Origin of the sequence: Breoghania sp. JC706, from assembly GCF_037026715.1 — a bacterium.
Lineage (GTDB): Bacteria > Pseudomonadota > Alphaproteobacteria > Rhizobiales > Stappiaceae > Breoghania.
This window is the reverse complement of the sequence record NZ_JBANCG010000002.1, coordinates 232,470-249,511: the sequence shown is the minus strand read 5'-3', so window position 1 is coordinate 249,511 and position 17,042 is coordinate 232,470. Positions and strand designations below refer to the sequence as shown.

14 protein-coding genes and 1 pseudogene are annotated in these 17,042 nt (G+C 64.5%); 9 read left to right on the top strand and 6 right to left on the bottom strand.

Annotated elements, in window-relative coordinates; genetic code table 11:
- Positions 1-24: 24 nt before the first annotated feature.
- The 5 genes and pseudogenes from nifN to nifH all read right to left on the bottom strand — a co-directional run bounded on the left by nifN (position 25) and on the right by nifH (position 7,252).
- Entirely contained in the window at positions 25-1,413 is a 1,389-nt protein-coding gene (gene nifN / locus V2L18_RS04255) for a nitrogenase iron-molybdenum cofactor biosynthesis protein NifN (RefSeq protein WP_336176570.1), read from the bottom strand.
- Positions 1,414-1,427: 14 nt separating this feature from the next.
- A pseudogene (gene nifE, locus V2L18_RS04250) lies at positions 1,428-2,903 on the bottom strand (nitrogenase iron-molybdenum cofactor biosynthesis protein NifE); the annotation flags it as partial.
- Positions 2,904-3,132: 229 nt separating this feature from the next.
- Positions 3,133-4,692 carry a nitrogenase molybdenum-iron protein subunit beta gene (gene nifK / locus V2L18_RS04245; RefSeq protein ID WP_336176569.1) on the bottom strand — a complete coding sequence of 520 codons (1,560 nt, stop codon included), beginning with the start codon at positions 4,690-4,692 and terminating at the stop codon, positions 3,133-3,135.
- A gap of 93 nt (positions 4,693-4,785) precedes the next feature.
- Positions 4,786-6,285 (bottom strand): nitrogenase molybdenum-iron protein alpha chain, encoded by a 1,500-nt coding sequence (gene nifD / locus V2L18_RS04240; protein ID WP_336176568.1) that lies wholly within the window; start codon positions 6,283-6,285, stop codon positions 4,786-4,788.
- An 82-nt stretch (positions 6,286-6,367) separates the two neighbouring features.
- Positions 6,368-7,252 (bottom strand): nitrogenase iron protein, encoded by an 885-nt coding sequence (gene nifH, locus V2L18_RS04235; protein WP_336176567.1) that lies wholly within the window; start codon positions 7,250-7,252, stop codon positions 6,368-6,370.
- A gap of 472 nt (positions 7,253-7,724) precedes the next feature.
- Here nifH and V2L18_RS04230 point away from each other — a divergent pair, with 472 nt between their 5' ends.
- A complete protein-coding gene (locus V2L18_RS04230) occupies positions 7,725-8,168 on the top strand; it encodes a response regulator (RefSeq protein WP_336176566.1) in 444 nt (147 codons plus the stop codon).
- 42 nt (positions 8,169-8,210) lie between these two features.
- On the opposite strand, the gene V2L18_RS04225 is transcribed toward V2L18_RS04230, so the two are convergent.
- Positions 8,211-8,444 (bottom strand): BolA family transcriptional regulator, encoded by a 234-nt coding sequence (locus V2L18_RS04225; RefSeq protein WP_336176565.1) that lies wholly within the window; start codon positions 8,442-8,444, stop codon positions 8,211-8,213.
- A gap of 352 nt (positions 8,445-8,796) precedes the next feature.
- Here V2L18_RS04225 and sufB point away from each other — a divergent pair, with 352 nt between their 5' ends.
- The 8 genes from sufB (at position 8,797) to nifV (ending at position 16,492) form a co-directional block, all read left to right on the top strand.
- Positions 8,797-10,263, top strand: coding sequence for a Fe-S cluster assembly protein SufB (sufB, locus tag V2L18_RS04220; RefSeq protein WP_336176564.1), 1,467 nt, complete (start codon positions 8,797-8,799; stop codon positions 10,261-10,263).
- Between the two features lie 2 nt (positions 10,264-10,265).
- The gene (gene sufC / locus V2L18_RS04215) at positions 10,266-11,015 is read left to right on the top strand and encodes a Fe-S cluster assembly ATPase SufC (protein WP_336176999.1); all 750 of its coding nucleotides are present in this window, start codon (positions 10,266-10,268) and stop codon (positions 11,013-11,015) included.
- 11 nt (positions 11,016-11,026) lie between these two features.
- The gene (sufD, locus tag V2L18_RS04210) at positions 11,027-12,304 is read left to right on the top strand and encodes a Fe-S cluster assembly protein SufD (RefSeq protein WP_336176563.1); all 1,278 of its coding nucleotides are present in this window, start codon (positions 11,027-11,029) and stop codon (positions 12,302-12,304) included.
- On the top strand, positions 12,294-13,553 hold the full coding sequence (locus V2L18_RS04205) for a SufS family cysteine desulfurase (protein ID WP_336176562.1): 1,260 nt from the start codon (positions 12,294-12,296) through the stop codon (positions 13,551-13,553). Before sufD ends, V2L18_RS04205 begins: the two co-directional genes overlap by 11 nt.
- A 98-nt stretch (positions 13,554-13,651) precedes the next feature.
- Positions 13,652-13,945 (top strand): iron-sulfur cluster assembly protein, encoded by a 294-nt coding sequence (locus V2L18_RS04200; protein WP_336176998.1) that lies wholly within the window; start codon positions 13,652-13,654, stop codon positions 13,943-13,945.
- Positions 13,946-13,981: 36 nt separating this feature from the next.
- Positions 13,982-14,464: an iron response transcriptional regulator IrrA gene (gene irrA / locus V2L18_RS04195; RefSeq protein ID WP_336176561.1), complete on the top strand. Its 483-nt coding sequence runs from the start codon at positions 13,982-13,984 to the stop codon at positions 14,462-14,464.
- A gap of 69 nt (positions 14,465-14,533) precedes the next feature.
- Entirely contained in the window at positions 14,534-15,073 is a 540-nt protein-coding gene (locus tag V2L18_RS04190; RefSeq protein WP_336176560.1) for a peroxiredoxin, read from the top strand.
- A 207-nt stretch (positions 15,074-15,280) separates the two neighbouring features.
- On the top strand, positions 15,281-16,492 hold the full coding sequence (gene nifV, locus V2L18_RS04185) for a homocitrate synthase (protein ID WP_336176559.1): 1,212 nt from the start codon (positions 15,281-15,283) through the stop codon (positions 16,490-16,492).
- Positions 16,493-17,042 lie beyond the last annotated feature (550 nt).

Below are 17,042 nucleotides of genomic sequence, written 5' to 3'. Positions count from 1 at the left end.
TCACCGTCACCTCTCGCGTTGTCATTAGTGGGCCCGGGCCGAAGAGCCGTGGCCATGTCCGCCGCCGATCCCGTCGCGCCAGGTGTCGGGCGTCGGCTCGTGGTTGTCCTCGTGATCGGCGATCAGCAGGTTGGCGATCCGGAAGATGAGATCGCGGGTGCCGCGATAGCCGATGGAAAGCTGGTGGCCGGAGCCGATGCGGTCGAACATCGGGATACCGGCGCGGTGGAAGGGGATGGCGAGACGGGTCGCCATCTGCCGGCCGTGGGAATGGGTGACGAGGAAATCGCAAGCCCGCTCCTTGGCCAGCCGCTCCAGATCCTCCAGATCGCCGATCAGCACGTCCTCGGTCGGCAGGCCTTCGAGCACGGGGGACTGGGTGGTGGTGACGGCGGCGACCATCTTCGCGCCCATCTCGTGCAGCATGGAGCCGAGATCGTTCAGAAGATCCGGCTCCGCGCCGATGGCGAGCCGGCGCCCGCCGATATGGAAGTGACCATCGAGCATGGCATCGACCAGTTGGCCGCGCTGGCGGCGGTATTTGGCGGGCACCTCGCGGCCCGTGATCCTGGTCAGGAACCGCATCAGATCGTCGTTGGGCGCCAGACCGCAGAGGCGCGGCAGCAGCCGGTAGGGGGTGCCGGTCTTTTCCGCGAGCGCTTCCGCCGCCGGGCGCATCTGTTCGCCGATGGCGAGCGTCCACGCGGCGTCGCCCATCCGGGCCACCTCGTCGATGCCGACGCCGCCGATTGTGGTGGGGGTGAAATCCTCGGGAATATGCCCGTCGAGCGAGCCGGCGATATCGGGCAGGAACGTCGGCGCGAGGCCGAAATCCTCAAGGATGGTGCGAAGCTCGTCGAGATCGCCGGGCGTCATGTGGCAGCCGGGCAGGACGTTGAGGCGGGCCGGATCCTTGCGCGCACCTTCGTCCGGTGCCTTCACCAGCACCTCGACCATGCGCGTGACGGTCTTCGCCCAGCCATCCTGGAAGGCGTGCTCGAAATCGGGGGTGGAGACGTAGACCAGCGGGAAGTCCTTCAGTTCCGGGTTCTTGTCGCGGATGAGCTTCAGGTAGCCCTCCACGTCGTCGCCCTTGATCTCGGTGACGCCGGTGGAACAGATGCCGATGACTTCCGGGTTGGTCTTCTTGCGGATCGTCAGGATCGCCTGCTCGACATTGGACATGCCGCCGAGCACGGTCGCGACCTCGCTCATGGCTGTCGTCTGGAGCGGGATCGCCTCCTTGAAATGGCGCACGAACAGCACGAGCCCGAAAGAGGTGCAGCCCTGCGAGCCGTGCAGGAGCGGCATCGCGCCGCGAAGCCCCATGAAGGCGAGCGCGCCGCCGATCGGCTGGCTCATTTTCAACGGGTTGACGGTGCAGGATTTTTTCGAGTGCTTGACCTCGGCCATTGTCCCCTCCCCTACTGCGCGGCCATGGCGAGGGCGGGATCGGCGGCGGCGGCCGCAAGATCCTCGGCCTCCATCTGGGCGAGCGCCCTTTCCTGCCAGTTCTCGCCTTCCACCTCCCATGGGGCGGGACGGCGAACTTCGGCCCAGACGGGGTTGAACAGCGCCTTCTCGATCTCCTCCAGAAGCTTCACCATGCCGACATAGCCCATGTAGGCGTGGTGGCGTTCCTGGTTGATGTCGAGCCACGGCATGGAGGCCTTGAGCGCCACGAACTGGGAGCGCCCGCCCGAGAGCATGATGTCGGCCTTCGCGTCCTTCAGCATCCGGTACATCTCGCGCGGGGTCATGTCCTCGATCATGTGGGCGTCCTGGCCCATCAGTTCCTTGATGCGCTCCTTGTCCTCCTTCGTGGACTTCTTCACGCTCGTGCCGACCAGTTCGAGACCGGCCTCCTGAAGGGCGGCGAGCACCGACCACGACTTCACGCCGCCGGTGATCAGCAGCACCTTCTTTCCCGAAAAGCGCGGGCGGAAGGGCGCGATCGCCTCCCAGGCCTTCGCCTCCTCGCGCGCGATGAGCGCCTCGGTGCGCTCCATCAGCTCCGGATCCGCACCGCGCTCGATGAGCAGGCGCGAGATCTCGCGTAAAGCCTCGGAGGTATCCTCGATGCCGTAGAACGAGCCCTCGAAGAAGGGGATGCCGTAGCGCTCCTCCATCTTGCGGGCGACGTTGATCATGGCCTTGGAGCACACCATCATCGCGGCCTTCGCGCGGTGGGAAGACGCGACTTCCCTGTACTTGCCGTCGCCGGAGATGCACGACAGGATGCGGATGCCGAGTTCATCCAAGAGCGGCTTCACCTGCCACAACTCGCCCGACAGGTTGTATTCGCCGATGATGTTGATGTCGTAGGGCGTGGTGAATTCCGGCTCCTCGGTGCCGATGACATGCTGCAGCAGGGCTTCGCCCGCGAGCTTGTTGCCGAGGTTCTTGGAGCCGACGAAGCCCGGCGCGTTGATCGGGATGACTGGCTTGCCGAACTTTTCGCGGGCTGCCTTGCAGACCGCGTTGATGTCGTCGCCGATCATGGCCGGCACGCAGGTCTGGTAGACGAAGACGGCGGGCGGATCGTATTTCTCGATGATCTCGCGGATCGACTTGAAGAGCCGCTTCTCGCCGCCGAAGACGACGTTGGTCTCGTTGATGTCGGTGGTAAATCCCGTGCGCCAGATCTGCGAGCCGGAGGAGCGCGCCCCGCGGTTGTCCCAGGAGTTGCCTTCGCAGGCGATCGGCCCGTGGATCAGGTGGGCGACGTCGGTCAAGGGCTGGAGCGCGATCTTGGCGCCATCAAAAGCGCAGCCGCCGGCGGCCCCGCCGGGCTGAAGCTGCTTGGTGCAGCCTTTCTTGCGCTCGGTCTCCGACTTCGCCGCGTTCTTGCCGCAGCCGGGCTCGTTGAACACGTCCTGAATGGTAGCGTTGAGCGAAGCCATGTGCGCCTCCTGGGGGAAGTGGTTCGGATGTGCCGACGCGGCCCCGTCGGGTCGGGTCGACATATCGAGACGACGGCATCTCCGTATCCGCCCCCTCTCCCATTGGGAGAGGGCTGGGGTGAGGGGTGTCGGGCTCTCGTGGATCCGGAGGATCCGACACCCCTCACCCGGACCTTCGGTCCGACCTCTCCCCATGGGAGAGGTGCTTTCGCGGCGTCTCTAGCTGCGACTAGCGGATGATGTCGTAGCTGTAGTCGGTCTTCGACGGCACGTTGGTGTTGCGGTCCATCTCGTCGAAGATCTTGTCGAGGATGGTGATCAGCACGTTCATGCCGCCCTGGTAGCCCCAGACCGGACGACGGTGGTGGTGGTGCCGGTCGAAGACGGGGAAGCCGATGCGGATCAGCGGCGTGCCCGTGTCGCGCTCCAGATACTTGCCGTAGGTGTTGCCGATCAGGAAATCGACAGGCTCCGTGAACAGCAGCGAGCGCATGTGCCACAGGTCCTTGCCCGGGTACACGTGGCAGCCTTCGCCGAAGGGCGAGGAGGCGAAGAGTTCTTCCATCTTCGCGGCCCAGGCCTTGGTGCCATTGGTCGCCAGCACGTGGGTGGGCTCGGCGCCGAGTTCCAGCAGGAACGAGGCGAGGCCGTAGCACAGGTCCGGATCGCCGTAGATCGCGAACTTCTTGCCGTGGATGTGAGCGGAGGAATCCGCGATCGCATCGACCAGGCGGCCGCGCTCCCTGGCAAGATCCTCCGGGATCTCGACACCCATCAGGCGCGCGACTTCCATCAGGAAGGCATCCGTGCCGGCGACGCCGACGGGATGGTTGAAGGCCTTCACCTCCTGACCGTGATCGGCGATCATGGCGAGCGTCTTTTCCGTGCAGTACTGCTGCATGGAGACGGTCGCCTTCGCATGGACAGCGTTCGCCGCATCCTCGAGCTTCGTGCCGCCGTCATACATGCGGAACTGGCCGTCGGTCGGCGTGTCGAAGACGTCAGAATTGTCACCGAGGATGGTGTAGTCGATGCCCATCAGGCCGAAAATGCGCTTGATCTCGCGCATGTTGCCGACCGTGTAGCCGTCGAAGCCGCCGATGAAATTGAGCGAGCCGTTCTCCTTGCGCTCGATCTTCGGTGCGGTGCCGGCCTTGCCATCCCAGAAGTGCTCCAGGATGCCCTTCAGCGCGTTGTCGTAGCCGGTGACGTGGCTGCCGACGAAGGCGGGCGTATGGGCGAAGGGAACGTCGAACTCGGCGGGCACCGACTCCTTTTCCTTCGCCGTCTTGATGAAGGCGTTGAGGTCGTCACCGATGACTTCCGCCATGCAGGTGGTGGAGACCGCGATCATCTTCGGCTTGTAGAGGTTGTAGGTGTTGGCGAGCCCGTCGACCATGTTGTTGAGGCCGCCGAACACGGCCGCGTCCTCGGTCATCGACGAGGAGACGCACGAGGACGGCTCCTTGAAGTGGCGCGACAGGTGGCTGCGGTAGTAGGCGACACAACCCTGCGAGCCGTGCACGAAGGGGATCGTGCCCTCGAAGCCCACGGCGACGAAGACCGCGCCGAGCGGCTGGCAGGCCTTGGCCGGGTTGATGGTGAGCGCCTCGCGGGCGAAGTTCTTTTCGCGATACTCGTCGGTCTTGGCCCACTCGCGCACCCGTTCGACTTCGGCCGGGTCGCGCGGGTTTTCGAACATCTTGCGCTTGTTCTCCAGCATCTGCTGGTATTCCGGGCCACGGAACAGCTCGAAGTGGTCGAGCACGTTTTCAGCGTTCTGCGTCATGATGAAACCCTCTCAAAATTCGGATGCGGCGCCGGCCGGCGGCCAGTCCCCAAGCCCCGGAAATTGGGGCGAGGGGACCGGCGGCCGCTTTGGTTATTCGGCCGCCATCAGCGTCGGTTGGGAGCTGTCCTTCCACGGAGTGTTGGCGAGCCGCCAGACGGGCGAGTTGATCGCCATGTCCATGTCGCGGGCGAAGATCGCGAAGCCGTCGTAGCCGTGGTAGGGGCCGGAATAGTCCCAGGAGTGCATCTGGCGGAACGGCACGCCCATCTTCTGGAAGACGTACTTTTCCTTGATGCCCGAGCCGACGAGATCCGGCTGGATCTTCTCCACGAACTTCTCGAACTCGTAGCCGGTGACGTCGTCATAGATCAGCGTACCGTCCTTGACGTAATGCTGGGCGGTGCGCTGGTAGTCGTCGTTGTGACCGAACTCGTAGCCGGTGCCGACGACCTCCATGCCGAGGTCCTCGTAGGCGCCGATGACGTGGCGCGGGCGCAGGCCGCCGACGAACAGCATGACGGTCTTGCCCTCAAGCCGGGGCTTGTACTTGGCGATGACCGCGTCCATCAGCGGCTGGTACTTGGCGATGACGCGCTCGGCGCCTTCCTTGATCTTGTCGTCGAAGAAGCTGGCGATCTTGCGCAGGGACTCGGCGATCTTGGTCGGGCCGAAGAAGTTGTACTCGCACCAGGGAATACCGTACTTCTCTTCCATGTGCCGCGAGATGTAGTTCATCGAGCGGTAGCAGTGCAGGATGTTGAGCTTCGCCTTGGGCGTCGCTTCCAGTTCCGCGATGGAGCCGTCCCCCGACCATTGCGCGATGACGCGAAGGCCCATTTCCTCCAGGAGTATGCGCGAGGACCAGGCGTCGCCGCCGATGTTGTAGTCGCCGATGATCGCGACGTCGTAGTCGGTCGGCTCGAAGCGCGGCGGCGCATCGGGGTCGAGCTTGTCGAACACCCAGTCGCGCACGGCGTCGTTGGCGATGTGGTGACCGAGCGACTGCGAGACGCCCCGGAAGCCCTCGCACCGCACCGGCACGATGGTCTTGCCGTATTCCTTCGACTTCACCTTGGAGACGGCCTCGATGTCGTCGCCGATCAGGCCGATCGGGCATTCCGACTGCACGGTGATGCCGTTGTTCAGCGGGAACAGTTCCTCGATCTCGTCCATGATCTTGGCGAGCTTCTTGTCGCCGCCGAAGACGATGTCCTTCTCCTGGAAATCGGAGGTGAACTGCATGGTCACGAAGGTGTCGATGCCGGTCGTACCGATGTAGTAGTTGCGCCGGGCCGCCCAGGAATACTGGCCGCAGCCGACGGGGCCGTGGGAGATGTGGATCATGTCCTTGATCGGACCCCATACCACGCCCTTGGAGCCGGCATAGGCGCAGCCACGGATAGTCATGACGCCGGGAATGGACTTGAGGTTCGACTTCACGCCACAGTCGGCCTTGCCTTCCTCGTGGACGTTCAGGTGCTTGGCGCGCCGCTTGGCGGACTTCGCCGGATAGACCTGCAGAACCTCTTCGATCAGATCCCTGTTGCGGGCTTTCACCTCGTCAACAGTTGGGGTTTTGGCCAAGCTCATATCGATTACCTCGCTCCGGTCCCATTTCATGCCCCGCATGCGCCCCGATCCCCTCGCGGACCGGGACGCACGCGACGCGCGGTTAGACTGCTTCCAGCTCGGCGGCCGTCTTGCCGACCTGGGACTCATCGATCGTCTTCAGGATCCCGTGCTCCATCAGCATGTCCTCAAGCTCGTCCATGGTGATGGGAGTGGGGATGACGCCGTTGCCGGCGTTGTTGTGGATCTTGTGCGCGAGCTTGCGGTAATGCTCAGCCTGGGCGCTTTCCGGCGCGTACTCGATCACCGTCATGCGGCGCAGCTCGGCGTGCTGGACGATGTTGTCGCGCGGGACGAAGTAGATGAGCTCGGTGCCGAGCTTCTTCGCCAGGTTCTCCGCCAGCTCCAGTTCCTTGTCGGTCTGGCGCTCGTTGCAGACCAGGCCGCCGAGGCGAACGCCCCCGGAATTGGCGTACTTGAGGATGCCCTTGGAGATGTTGTTGGCCGCGTACATGGCCATCATCTCGCCCGACATGACGATGTAGATTTCCTGAGCCTTGTTCTCGCGGATCGGCATGGCGAAGCCGCCGCAGACCACGTCGCCGAGCACGTCGTAGGAGACGTAGTCGAGATCGTCGTAGGCGCCGTTCTCTTCCAGGAAGTTGATGGAGGTGATGACGCCGCGGCCGGCGCAGCCGACGCCGGGCTCCGGACCGCCGGACTCCACGCACTTGATGTCCTTGTAGCCGATCTTCAGCACGTCCTCGAGTTCCAGGTCCTCGACGGAACCGGCCTCGGCGGCAAGGCTCAGGATGGTGTCCTGCGCCTTGGCGTGCAGCATCAGGCGGGTGGAATCGGCCTTCGGATCGCAGCCGACGATCATGATGCGCTGGCCCATCTCGGCGAGCGCGGCGAGCGTGTTCTGGGAGGTGGTCGACTTGCCGATGCCACCCTTCCCGTAAAATGCAATCTGTCGCAGTGACGACATGGTACGTCTCCTTTGAACCTTCAGGTTTGTGGCTGTCCCGCCCCTCGCAGGAACAGGCGCGTCCAGGAAACGAGCTTGCGGTTTCATGGGAAGGAGCACATCGCTCGGATCTCCCGTAGGCGTGCACTCAGCCCTCACTAGCCGTTCCGACACCCTCAATCGCAACGACCGTGCCAAGTTCGAAAATTTTCGTCATTTCATTGATTTCAATGACTTTTATCGATTTTCGGACACAGCACGACGCTTGTGTCGAACCCGACACGGGTGTGGCGGCTGCGACAAACAACACAACGGTCTGTCGGGTCGGGCGCGGTGGGCGCGGTGGCGCAAACCGGCGGATTTCCATGGCGCGTACGGCGCCGGCGCATTGCGGAACGCTTCTTGCTACCGGGAGGAGGAAGGGCGCAACGGGGCCGGTTCGTGTCGGCTCCGCGACGCGCCGGGGTACGGCTTTCGACAAAGCGAGGGCGATATGCAGATCGGTGTTGAGACTTCAAAGGCCGTCGACCAGCGGCGCGTGTTCGTCATCGACGAGGACGACATCACCCGGACGGTGCTGCAATTCATGCTGCAGGACGAGATCGAGACCCACGAAATGGCAACGGTGGAAGAAGCGTTCGAAAAGGGTGTCGGCTGGCTGAAACCCGACCTGGTGCTCATCGGCGTCTCGTTCGTGAAGCAGGTCACTGATGAGGGCGGCGATCTTGTTGCGCATATCAAGATGCGGTTCGATGGCGCGCGAATCCTGATCGTGTGCGACAAGGCCGACGAGCCAGTGGCGGTCGCGGCGATCCGGGCGGGCGCGAACGGCGCGCTTTTGAAGCCGCTGACGCTGGAAAACGTGCGTTCGAAGGTGGACACGGTGCTGGGGCGCGGCGGCGCCAAGCCGATCGTCAAGCTCGGCATGCTCGGTTAGGAGCCCGGATTGGTCATAGCGGGCTCCTGAGCTCGCGGCGCCTCAGCAGGGTGCTGAGGTTTCCAGTGCGAGGGCGTGCAGGGCGCCACCCATCTCTCCTTTCAGCGCCGCATAGACCATCTGGTGCTGCTGGACGCGCGATTTGCCCCAGAAGGCCCTTGAGCGAACCTTGGCGGCGTAGTGGTCGCCGTCGCCGGCGAGGCCGACGATGAGGACCTCCGCATCCGGCAGGGCCTCCTTGATCAGACGTTCGATCCGCGTTCCTTCCATGGCCATCCGTGTCGTCTCCTGCCCATTTGCTACGTTGCGATGGAGCGAACGATGCAAGTTCGCAACCAGTTCGGTGCGACAAGCAGCCAACCCCAGCCGGGCCGCCGTTTTTCCCTCTGGCGGATGCCGCAGGCGGGCTGTCGGGAAGCCGACAGACGACAATCCCCCTGTCTTGAACCCGACAGGGAGGAACCACGTCCCGATTCCGGCGTCTTTGTCGGGGTCGACAGTTTTCCGCCATTCCCGACGCGCGACGACACCCCGCTTTCGCACTGCACAAGCGCTGGCACAGCGATTGCTTAGAACCATTCCAAGCCCGTGGGGCGCCCTTCGACAATGCCAACGCCGGGACGCAGACATGACCCAGGAAATGGACGTGCTGGAAGATTTCGCGGGCCGGAAATACAAGTACGGTTTCGTCAGCGACATCGAGAGCGAATACGCGCCGATCGGGCTTTCGGAAGAGGTCATCCGGTTCATATCCGCGAAGAAGAACGAGCCGGAATGGATGCTCGACTGGCGGCTCGACGCCTATCGCCGCTGGCTGACGATGGAAGAGCCGGACTGGGCCAAGATCCGCTACCCGAAGGTCGATTTCGACGGCATCTACTACTACGCGGCGCCGAAGAAGGACAAAAAGGGTCCCGAGAGCCTCGACCAGGTCGATCCGGAGTTGCTGGCGACCTACGAGAAGCTCGGCATTCCGCTCTCCGAACAGGAGATTCTGGCGGGCGTGGAACCGAAGAACCGGGTGGCGGTCGATGCCGTCTTCGACAGCGTGTCGGTGGTCACGACCTTCAAGGAGACGCTGGAGGAAGCCGGCGTCATCTTCTGCCCGATCTCGGAAGCCATCCAGAAGCACCCGGATCTGGTGAAGAAGTACCTCGGCACGGTCGTTCCCACCACCGACAACTTCTACGCCACGCTGAATTCCGCCGTGTTTTCGGATGGTTCGTTCGTCTACATCCCCGAGGGCGTGCGCTGCCCGATGGAGCTTTCGACCTATTTCCGCATCAATGCGTCCAACACCGGACAGTTCGAGCGCACGCTGATCATCGCCGACAAGGGCTCCTACGTTTCCTATCTGGAAGGCTGCACGGCACCGCAGCGCGACGAGAACCAGTTGCACGCGGCCGTCGTGGAACTGGTCGCGCTGGAAGACGCGGAGATCAAGTACTCCACGGTGCAGAACTGGTATCCGGGCGACGAGCAGGGGCGTGGCGGGATCTACAACTTCGTCACCAAGCGCGGCGACTGCCGGGGCGACAATTCCAAGATCTCGTGGACGCAGGTCGAGACCGGATCGGCGGTCACCTGGAAGTATCCGTCCTGCATCCTGCGCGGCGACAACAGCCAGGGCGAATTCTATTCCATCGCCATCACCAACAATTTCCAGCAGGCCGATACCGGCACGAAGATGATCCATCTCGGCCGGAACACGAAAAGCCGGATCATCTCCAAGGGCATCTCGGCCGGGCGCTCGCAGAACACCTATCGCGGGCTGGTGCGCATCCACCCGAAGGCGGACGGGGCGCGCAACTTCACCCAGTGCGACAGCCTGCTGATGGGCAACCGCTGCGGCGCGCACACGGTGCCCTACATCGAAAGCCGCAATTCCTCGGCTCAGGTGGAACACGAGGCCACCACCTCGAAGATATCCGAGGACCAGCTTTTCTACTGCCTCTCGCGCGGCATCGGCGGGGAAGAGGCGGTCGCCCTCATCGTCAACGGCTTCTGCAAGGACGTCCTCCAGCAACTCCCGATGGAGTTCGCGGTGGAAGCGCAGAAGCTTGTCGGGATCAGTCTGGAAGGGAGCGTCGGATGACCATGCTCGAGATCGAAGACCTGCACGTCACGGTGGCGGACAAGCCCATCCTGAAGGGGCTGAACCTGACGGTTCCGGCCGGCGAGGTGCACGCCATCATGGGCCCGAACGGGGCCGGCAAGTCCACGACCTCCTACACGCTGGCGGGCCGCGAGGGCTACGAGGTCACCTCCGGCGCGATCCGCTTCAAGGGCGAGGACATCGTCGATCTGCCGCCGGAAGAACGCGCAGCGAAGGGCATGTTCCTCGCCTTCCAGAGCCCGATCGAGATCCCGGGCGTCACCAACATGAACTTCCTCAAGGCGGCCGTTTCCTCGCAGGCGCGGCTTCGCGGCGAGAAGGAGCCGGGGCCGGCGGAGTTCCTGAAGATGGTGCGCGCGGCGGCGAAGACGCTGAACGTGTCGGAGGACATGCTGAAGCGGCCGCTCAATGTCGGTTTCTCCGGCGGCGAGAAGAAGCGCAACGAGGTGCTGCAGATGACGCTGCTGAAGCCGTATCTCGCGGTGCTCGACGAGACGGATTCCGGCCTCGACATCGATGCGCTGAAGCTGGTGGCACAAGGCGTCAACGCGCTGCGCTCGCCGGAGCGCTCGTTCCTCGTGATCACCCATTACCAGCGACTGCTCGACTACATCGAGCCGGATGTCGTGCACATCCTGGCGGGCGGTAGAATCGTCAAGTCCGGCGACAAGACGCTGGCGCGCGCGCTTGAGGATCATGGCTATGACGCCGTGATCGGCAAGGCGGCGTGAGGGAGGGAGCCATGGGCGAGATGGTGACCACAGACAGGCTACTTTCCGGCGCGAGCGCGCTTCGCGGCGACGCGGCACCCTGGGCGGGAAGCTTGCGCGACGGCGGGCGCGAGCGCTTCACGCAGCTCGGCGTGCCCGACCGGCGCAAGGAGGCGTGGAAATACTCCGACCTCGCCCGGGCGCTTGCCCACAAGGCCGGAGCGGCCCCCTCCCCGCGTGCGCCGCTGGTGCTTGAAGACGCATTCGTTGCGGTATTCAAGGATGGGGTGCTCGACGTGGCGGGCTCGATCCTGCCGCCGGGCCTCATGCCGCTTGGCATGGTTCTGGCCGATCCGGGCTCGCCATTTGCCGGGGTTCTGGGCTCGGTGAATGCGGCCGAACAGGCCGCGCACCCGATCGTCGGGCTCAACACCGCGCTGATGGAGGAAGGCTTCGTGCTGAGCCTTGCCGCCGGCGACAAGCTTTCCGCGCCGCTGCATGTCCGTTTCACCTGGACGGGTGCTGCAAGTGACCGGCACGTGCGGCTGCTGGTCGACCTCGGCGAAGGAGCGCAAGCGACCGTTCTGGAGACCCATGACGGTGCGCCCGCATTCTCCACCGTTGTGAACGAGGTGCGGCTGGCATCGAACGCAAGGCTCACCCATGTCCGCATCGACCGGCTTTCGGCCGGAGCGCGCCAGAGCGCGGTGACGCTCGGCGAGGTGGCGGGCGGGGCCGAATACCGCGCCTTCTGCCTGTCGGAAGGCGCCGCCTTCTGCCGGCACGAGGCGCTCGTCGCGCTCACCGGCGAGAGCGCGAACGTGGAGATCGACGGGGCGTTTCTGGTTTCCGGCGACAACCATTGCGACAACACCACGGTGATCAGCCACATCAGCCCGAACACCACCAGCCGGCAGGCCTTTCGCGGCGTTCTGTCGGGCCGCTCGCACAGTGCCTATCAGGGCTGCGTGAAGGTGGCGGAGGACGCGCAGAAGACCGACGCCTACCAGATGAGCCGGGCGCTGCTGCTCTCGCGCGAGGCAAGGATCGCGACCAAGCCGGAGCTGGAGATCTTCGCCGACGACGTGAAGTGCAGCCATGGCGCGACGGCGGGCGAGATGGACGCGGATGCTCTGTTCTTCCTGCGCTCGCGCGGCATCATCGAGGAAGAGGCCCGCGCCATGCTGGTGGAAGCCTTCCTGGAGGAGGCGCTGGATACAATCGCCGCGCCGACGTTGCGCGACGTGGCGGCAAGCGCCGTACGCGACTGGCTGGCGAACCATACCGCGGAGGTGAGCCATGGCGGATAGTCCCCTTTCCCTCAGGCACACGGCAACGGCCCCGGGCTTCGACGTGGAGGCGGTGCGTGCGGACTTTCCGCTGCTTTCGCGCGAGGTGCACGGCAAGCCGCTCGTCTATCTCGACAACGCGGCGTCGGCGCAGAAGCCGCAGGCGGTGCTGGACGTGATGAGCGACGCCTACAGCCAGGCCTACGCCAACGTCCATCGCGGCATCCATTTCCTCTCCTCCGAGGCGACCGCCGCCTTCGAGGCCTCGCGCGAGGTCGCCCGCCGCTTCCTCAATGCGGAGCGGTCGGAGGAGATAATCTTCACCAAGGGCGGGACGGAAGCGATCAACCTCGTCGCCGCCTCTCTGGGGGCGGAAATCGGCGAAGGCGACGAGATCATCATCTCCGACATGGAGCACCACTCCAACATCGTGCCCTGGCACTTCCTGAGGGAGCGCAAGGGCGCCGTGCTGAAGTGGGTGCCGGTGACGGACGACGGCTCGTTCGATCTGGAGGCCTACGCCGGGCTCATCACGGCGAGGACGAAGATCGTCGCGGTGACCCACATGTCGAACGTGCTGGGCACCCTCACGCCGATCGCCGACGTGATCCGGCTGGTGCATGCGGCGGGCGCGAAGGTGCTGATCGACGGGTGCCAGGGTTCGGTGCATGAAGCGGTCGATGTGCGCGCGCTCGATTGCGACTTCTACGTCGCGACGGGGCACAAGCTCTACGGGCCGACGGGCATCGGCCTGCTTTACGGCAAGCACGAGCATCTGGCCGCGATGGCGCCCTACCAGGGCGGGGGCGAGATGATCGACACGGTGACGCGCGAGACAATCACCTACGGCGCACCGCCGCACCGCTTCGAGGCGGGAACGCCGCCGATCGTGCAAGCCATCGGGCTTGGCGCCGCACTCGTCTACATGGAGGGGCTAGACCGCGAGGCCGCCGCCGCCCACGAGGCGGAGTTGCTGGCGCATGCGAGCGAGGAACTCTCCCGCATCGAGGGGGTGCGGATCCTCGGTAAGGCGCCGCAAAAGGGCGCGCTCGTAACCTTCGTCATCGACGGGCTGCACGCCCACGACATCTCCACGGTGCTGGACCGGTCCGGCATCGCGGTTCGTGCGGGGAGCCATTGCGCCCAGCCGCTGATGGATCATCTGGGTTTCAGTGCGACGACCCGGGCCTCGTTCGCCCTCTACAACACGCATGCGGAGGTGGAGGCGCTGGCCGCCGGCCTCATGAAGGTCAAGGAGTTCCTTTCATGATGGAGACTCTGACGAGAGAAGATGCTGCCTGCGGCGATGCCGATTTCGGAAGTGATTTCGGACCGGCGGTGGTGCTTGAGCCCGCCTCCGACCACCGGATGGGGGAAATCGTGGCGGCGCTCAGGACGGTGCTCGACCCGGAAATCCCGGTCAACATCTACGATCTGGGGCTGATCTACAGGGTCAGCGTCAACGAGGCGAACGTGGCGGAGGTGGAAATGACGCTGACCGCGCCGGGCTGCCCGGTCGCAGGCGAACTCGTCGCCTCGGTGCAACGGGCGGTCAACAGCGTTTCCGGCATCGACGCGGCGCTCGTCCTGCTCGTATTCGATCCGCCGTGGGACCAGTCGAAGATGTCGGAGGAGGCCCGGCTGGAACTGGGCTTCATGTGAGGTGCACCTTTTCCCCAACACGGCGGAGTGGAAGCCATGACGGGCCATTGTTCGGTACTGACGACGGTTACGACACGGGGCACGGACTGCGGGATCGACGACGCGGCGCTGGAGGCAAAGCTCAGGGACGCTGGCCTTCGCGCCACGCGCCAGCGCATGGCACTGGGCCGGCTGCTGTTTTCCGGGCCGAACCACCACATCAGCGCGGACGAGCTGCACAAGAAGGCGATTGCCGCGCATCATCACCTGACGCTCGCCACCGTCTACAACACGCTCAACCAGTTCTGCGAGGCCGGGCTCCTACGCCAGGTGATGGCGAGCGGTTCGGCCACCTACTTCGATACCGACACCTCAGACCATCACCACTATTTCGTCGAGAATGAAGGGACGGTGATGGACGTGCCGGCCGGAAGCGTGCGGTTCGGTCTGATCCCCGAACCGCCGGAAGGGATGACCGTGACGCATGTCGACGTGATCGTTCACCTGAGGCGCAAGACACCCACCGACGACCAGTCATAGCCAGGTCCCTCCCCTGCCCGCCGCCCCCTCCCGGGAGGCCGGGCATCGTCCCAAAGGAGTTATCTCCCGATGCTGAAGTCTGTTCCGAACGTCACTTTCCGCACGCGCGTGCGCGACGAGGCCATCGAAGGCCCGAACCCGTTCCGCTGGGAAGACAAGACCACGGCCGACTATTTCGCCGGCAAGCGCGTGATCCTGTTCTCCCTGCCGGGTGCCTTCACGCCGACCTGCTCCACTTACCAGTTGCCCGATTTCGAGAAGCTCTTCCCGGAATTCCAGGCGGAGGGCATCGACGAGATCTACTGCATCTCCGTCAACGACGCCTTCGTGATGAACGCCTGGGCGAAGGCGCAGGGCATCGAGCACGTCAAGGTGATCCCGGACGGCTCCGGCGAGTTCACCCGCAAGATGGGCATGCTGGTCGCCAAGGATAACCTTGGCTTCGGCATGCGTTCCTGGCGCTACGCGGCGATCGTCAACGACGGCCAGGTCGAGCAGTGGTTCGTGGAGGAGGGCTTTGCCGACAACTGCGAGACCGACCCTTATGGCGTGTCCTCGCCGCAGACGATCCTGGAAGCGCTGAAGAACCCGGAATCGGTCGCCGCCTGAGCCCGAACCCCGGCCCAGCGCGCGCCCGACATTTCCCCTGCCCCTTTGTCGCAAACGCAACAACGTGTGTTTCGCGACAAAGGGCTTTCACATTTTACACAACCATTTCAACGCCTTGCCGCATGGCACGGGTCTTGCGAATTCCCTGGCGATCATTCCGGGTCCCGGGAATTCCGGGGCCGTTTCCGACCAGCCAAGGCCACAGCCATGTCCCCTGCCGTTTTCCTCAACGACACCACCCTGCGCGATGGCGAGCAGACCGCCGGGGTCGCGTTCACGACCCAGGAGAAGATCGACATCGCGGAAATGCTGGCCTTTGCCGGTGTTCCGGAAATCGAGGCCGGAACCCCGGCTATGGGCGAGGAGGAGATCGAGGTTATCCGCGTGATTGCGGGCCTCGGGCTCGACCTGCGGGTGATAGCGTGGTGCCGGATGACCGATGGCGACCTCGCAGCGGCACGCGCAAGCGGTGCTGGCGCGGTGAACCTCTCCATTCCGATGTCGGACCTGATGCTGTCGAAGAAGCTCGGCATCGGGCGGGACGAGGCGCTGTCGCGCATCGCACGCCATGTCGCCATGGCGCGCGACGCCGGCTTCATGGTGGCGGTGGGGGGCGAGGACGCTTCGCGCGCCGATCCCGATCACCTCGCCCGCGTGGCGGAAGTGGCGGCGGAGGCCGGCGCGTTCCGGCTGCGGCTCGCCGATACGGTCGGCATCCTCGATCCGGTGACGACCGCCAACATGGTGCGTCGCGTCGTCTCCACCGGCGGCATCGAAGTAGAGTTTCACGGCCACAACGATCTGGGTCTTGCGACCGCCAACAGTCTGGCGGCCGTGCGCGCAGGCGCCCGGCACATCTCTGTGACGGTCAACGGGATCGGCGAACGGGCGGGCAATGCGCCGCTTGAGGAACTCGCCGTGGCGCTCGGCCGGCTCGACGGGCTGGAAACCGGCATCGACTGGAAGCAGTTGCCCGCGCTTTCCGCCCGCGTGGCGGCCGCTTCCGGCCGATCGGTGCCGCAGGGCAAACCCATCGTCGGCTCGGACGTTTTCAGCCACGAATCCGGCATCCATGTCGCGGCGCTTCTGAAGGCGCCGGAAACCTATCAGGGCCTCGATCCGGCAATGCTGGGACGCAGGCACAAGCTGGTGGTCGGCAAGCATTCCGGCACAGCGGCGCTCGACCACGCGCTGGAGCGTATCGGCCGCCAGCTGGAAGCGGACGTCGCGCCCGTGCTGCTGGCGCTGGTCCGCCACCACGCCACCAAGACCAAGGGTCCGGTCAGCACGGCCGACCTGCAGCACCTCCTCACCATCGCGGAAGGCTTTTGCGATCTGGGCCCGCAGGAGAGCGAAGCTTCGGCGCCGGAGGACGCGGATTGCACAATGCCAGCGGGCGAGCACCAGCTGCACAGCTAGGGCTATTCCGGCTTTGGCGGAAGCAACCGGATCCGCCCCCTCTCCTATGGGGAGAGGTATTTTCTCCCGCGTTTCCGCCAAAACATGAAACGCTCTGGGGCTTTTCTGGCTTTGGCGGACGCGGCCCATCCTTCGTGAGGAGCCTTCCGCTCACCTCAGTGTCTGGCCCGGAAATGGCAGACGGTTCTTCGCTCGGCACTCTCCCCCGTCATTGCCGGCCCAGTCCCTAACCATGGCCGGCAATCCATGCCGTGATCTGTCTGCTCGGCGCGAGGGCAAATTCTTTCGTTGTTTCAACCTTTTCCCGCGTGGATTCATCACGGAATGGATCCCGGCTCGGAGGCCGGGATGACGAGGAGAAATCGGATGAAGGTATCCAGCCACCGTTTCCGTTCCAGACACTGAGGTGAGCGGAAGACTCCTCACGAAGGATGGGCCGCTTCCGTCAAAAGATGCCGCGATCCGGAGTGTGGCCTCTCGTTCGTCATTGCCCGGCCTTGTCCGGGCAATCCATGGCAGGCCGCCACATGCGCGGAGGGCGGCATTGGAT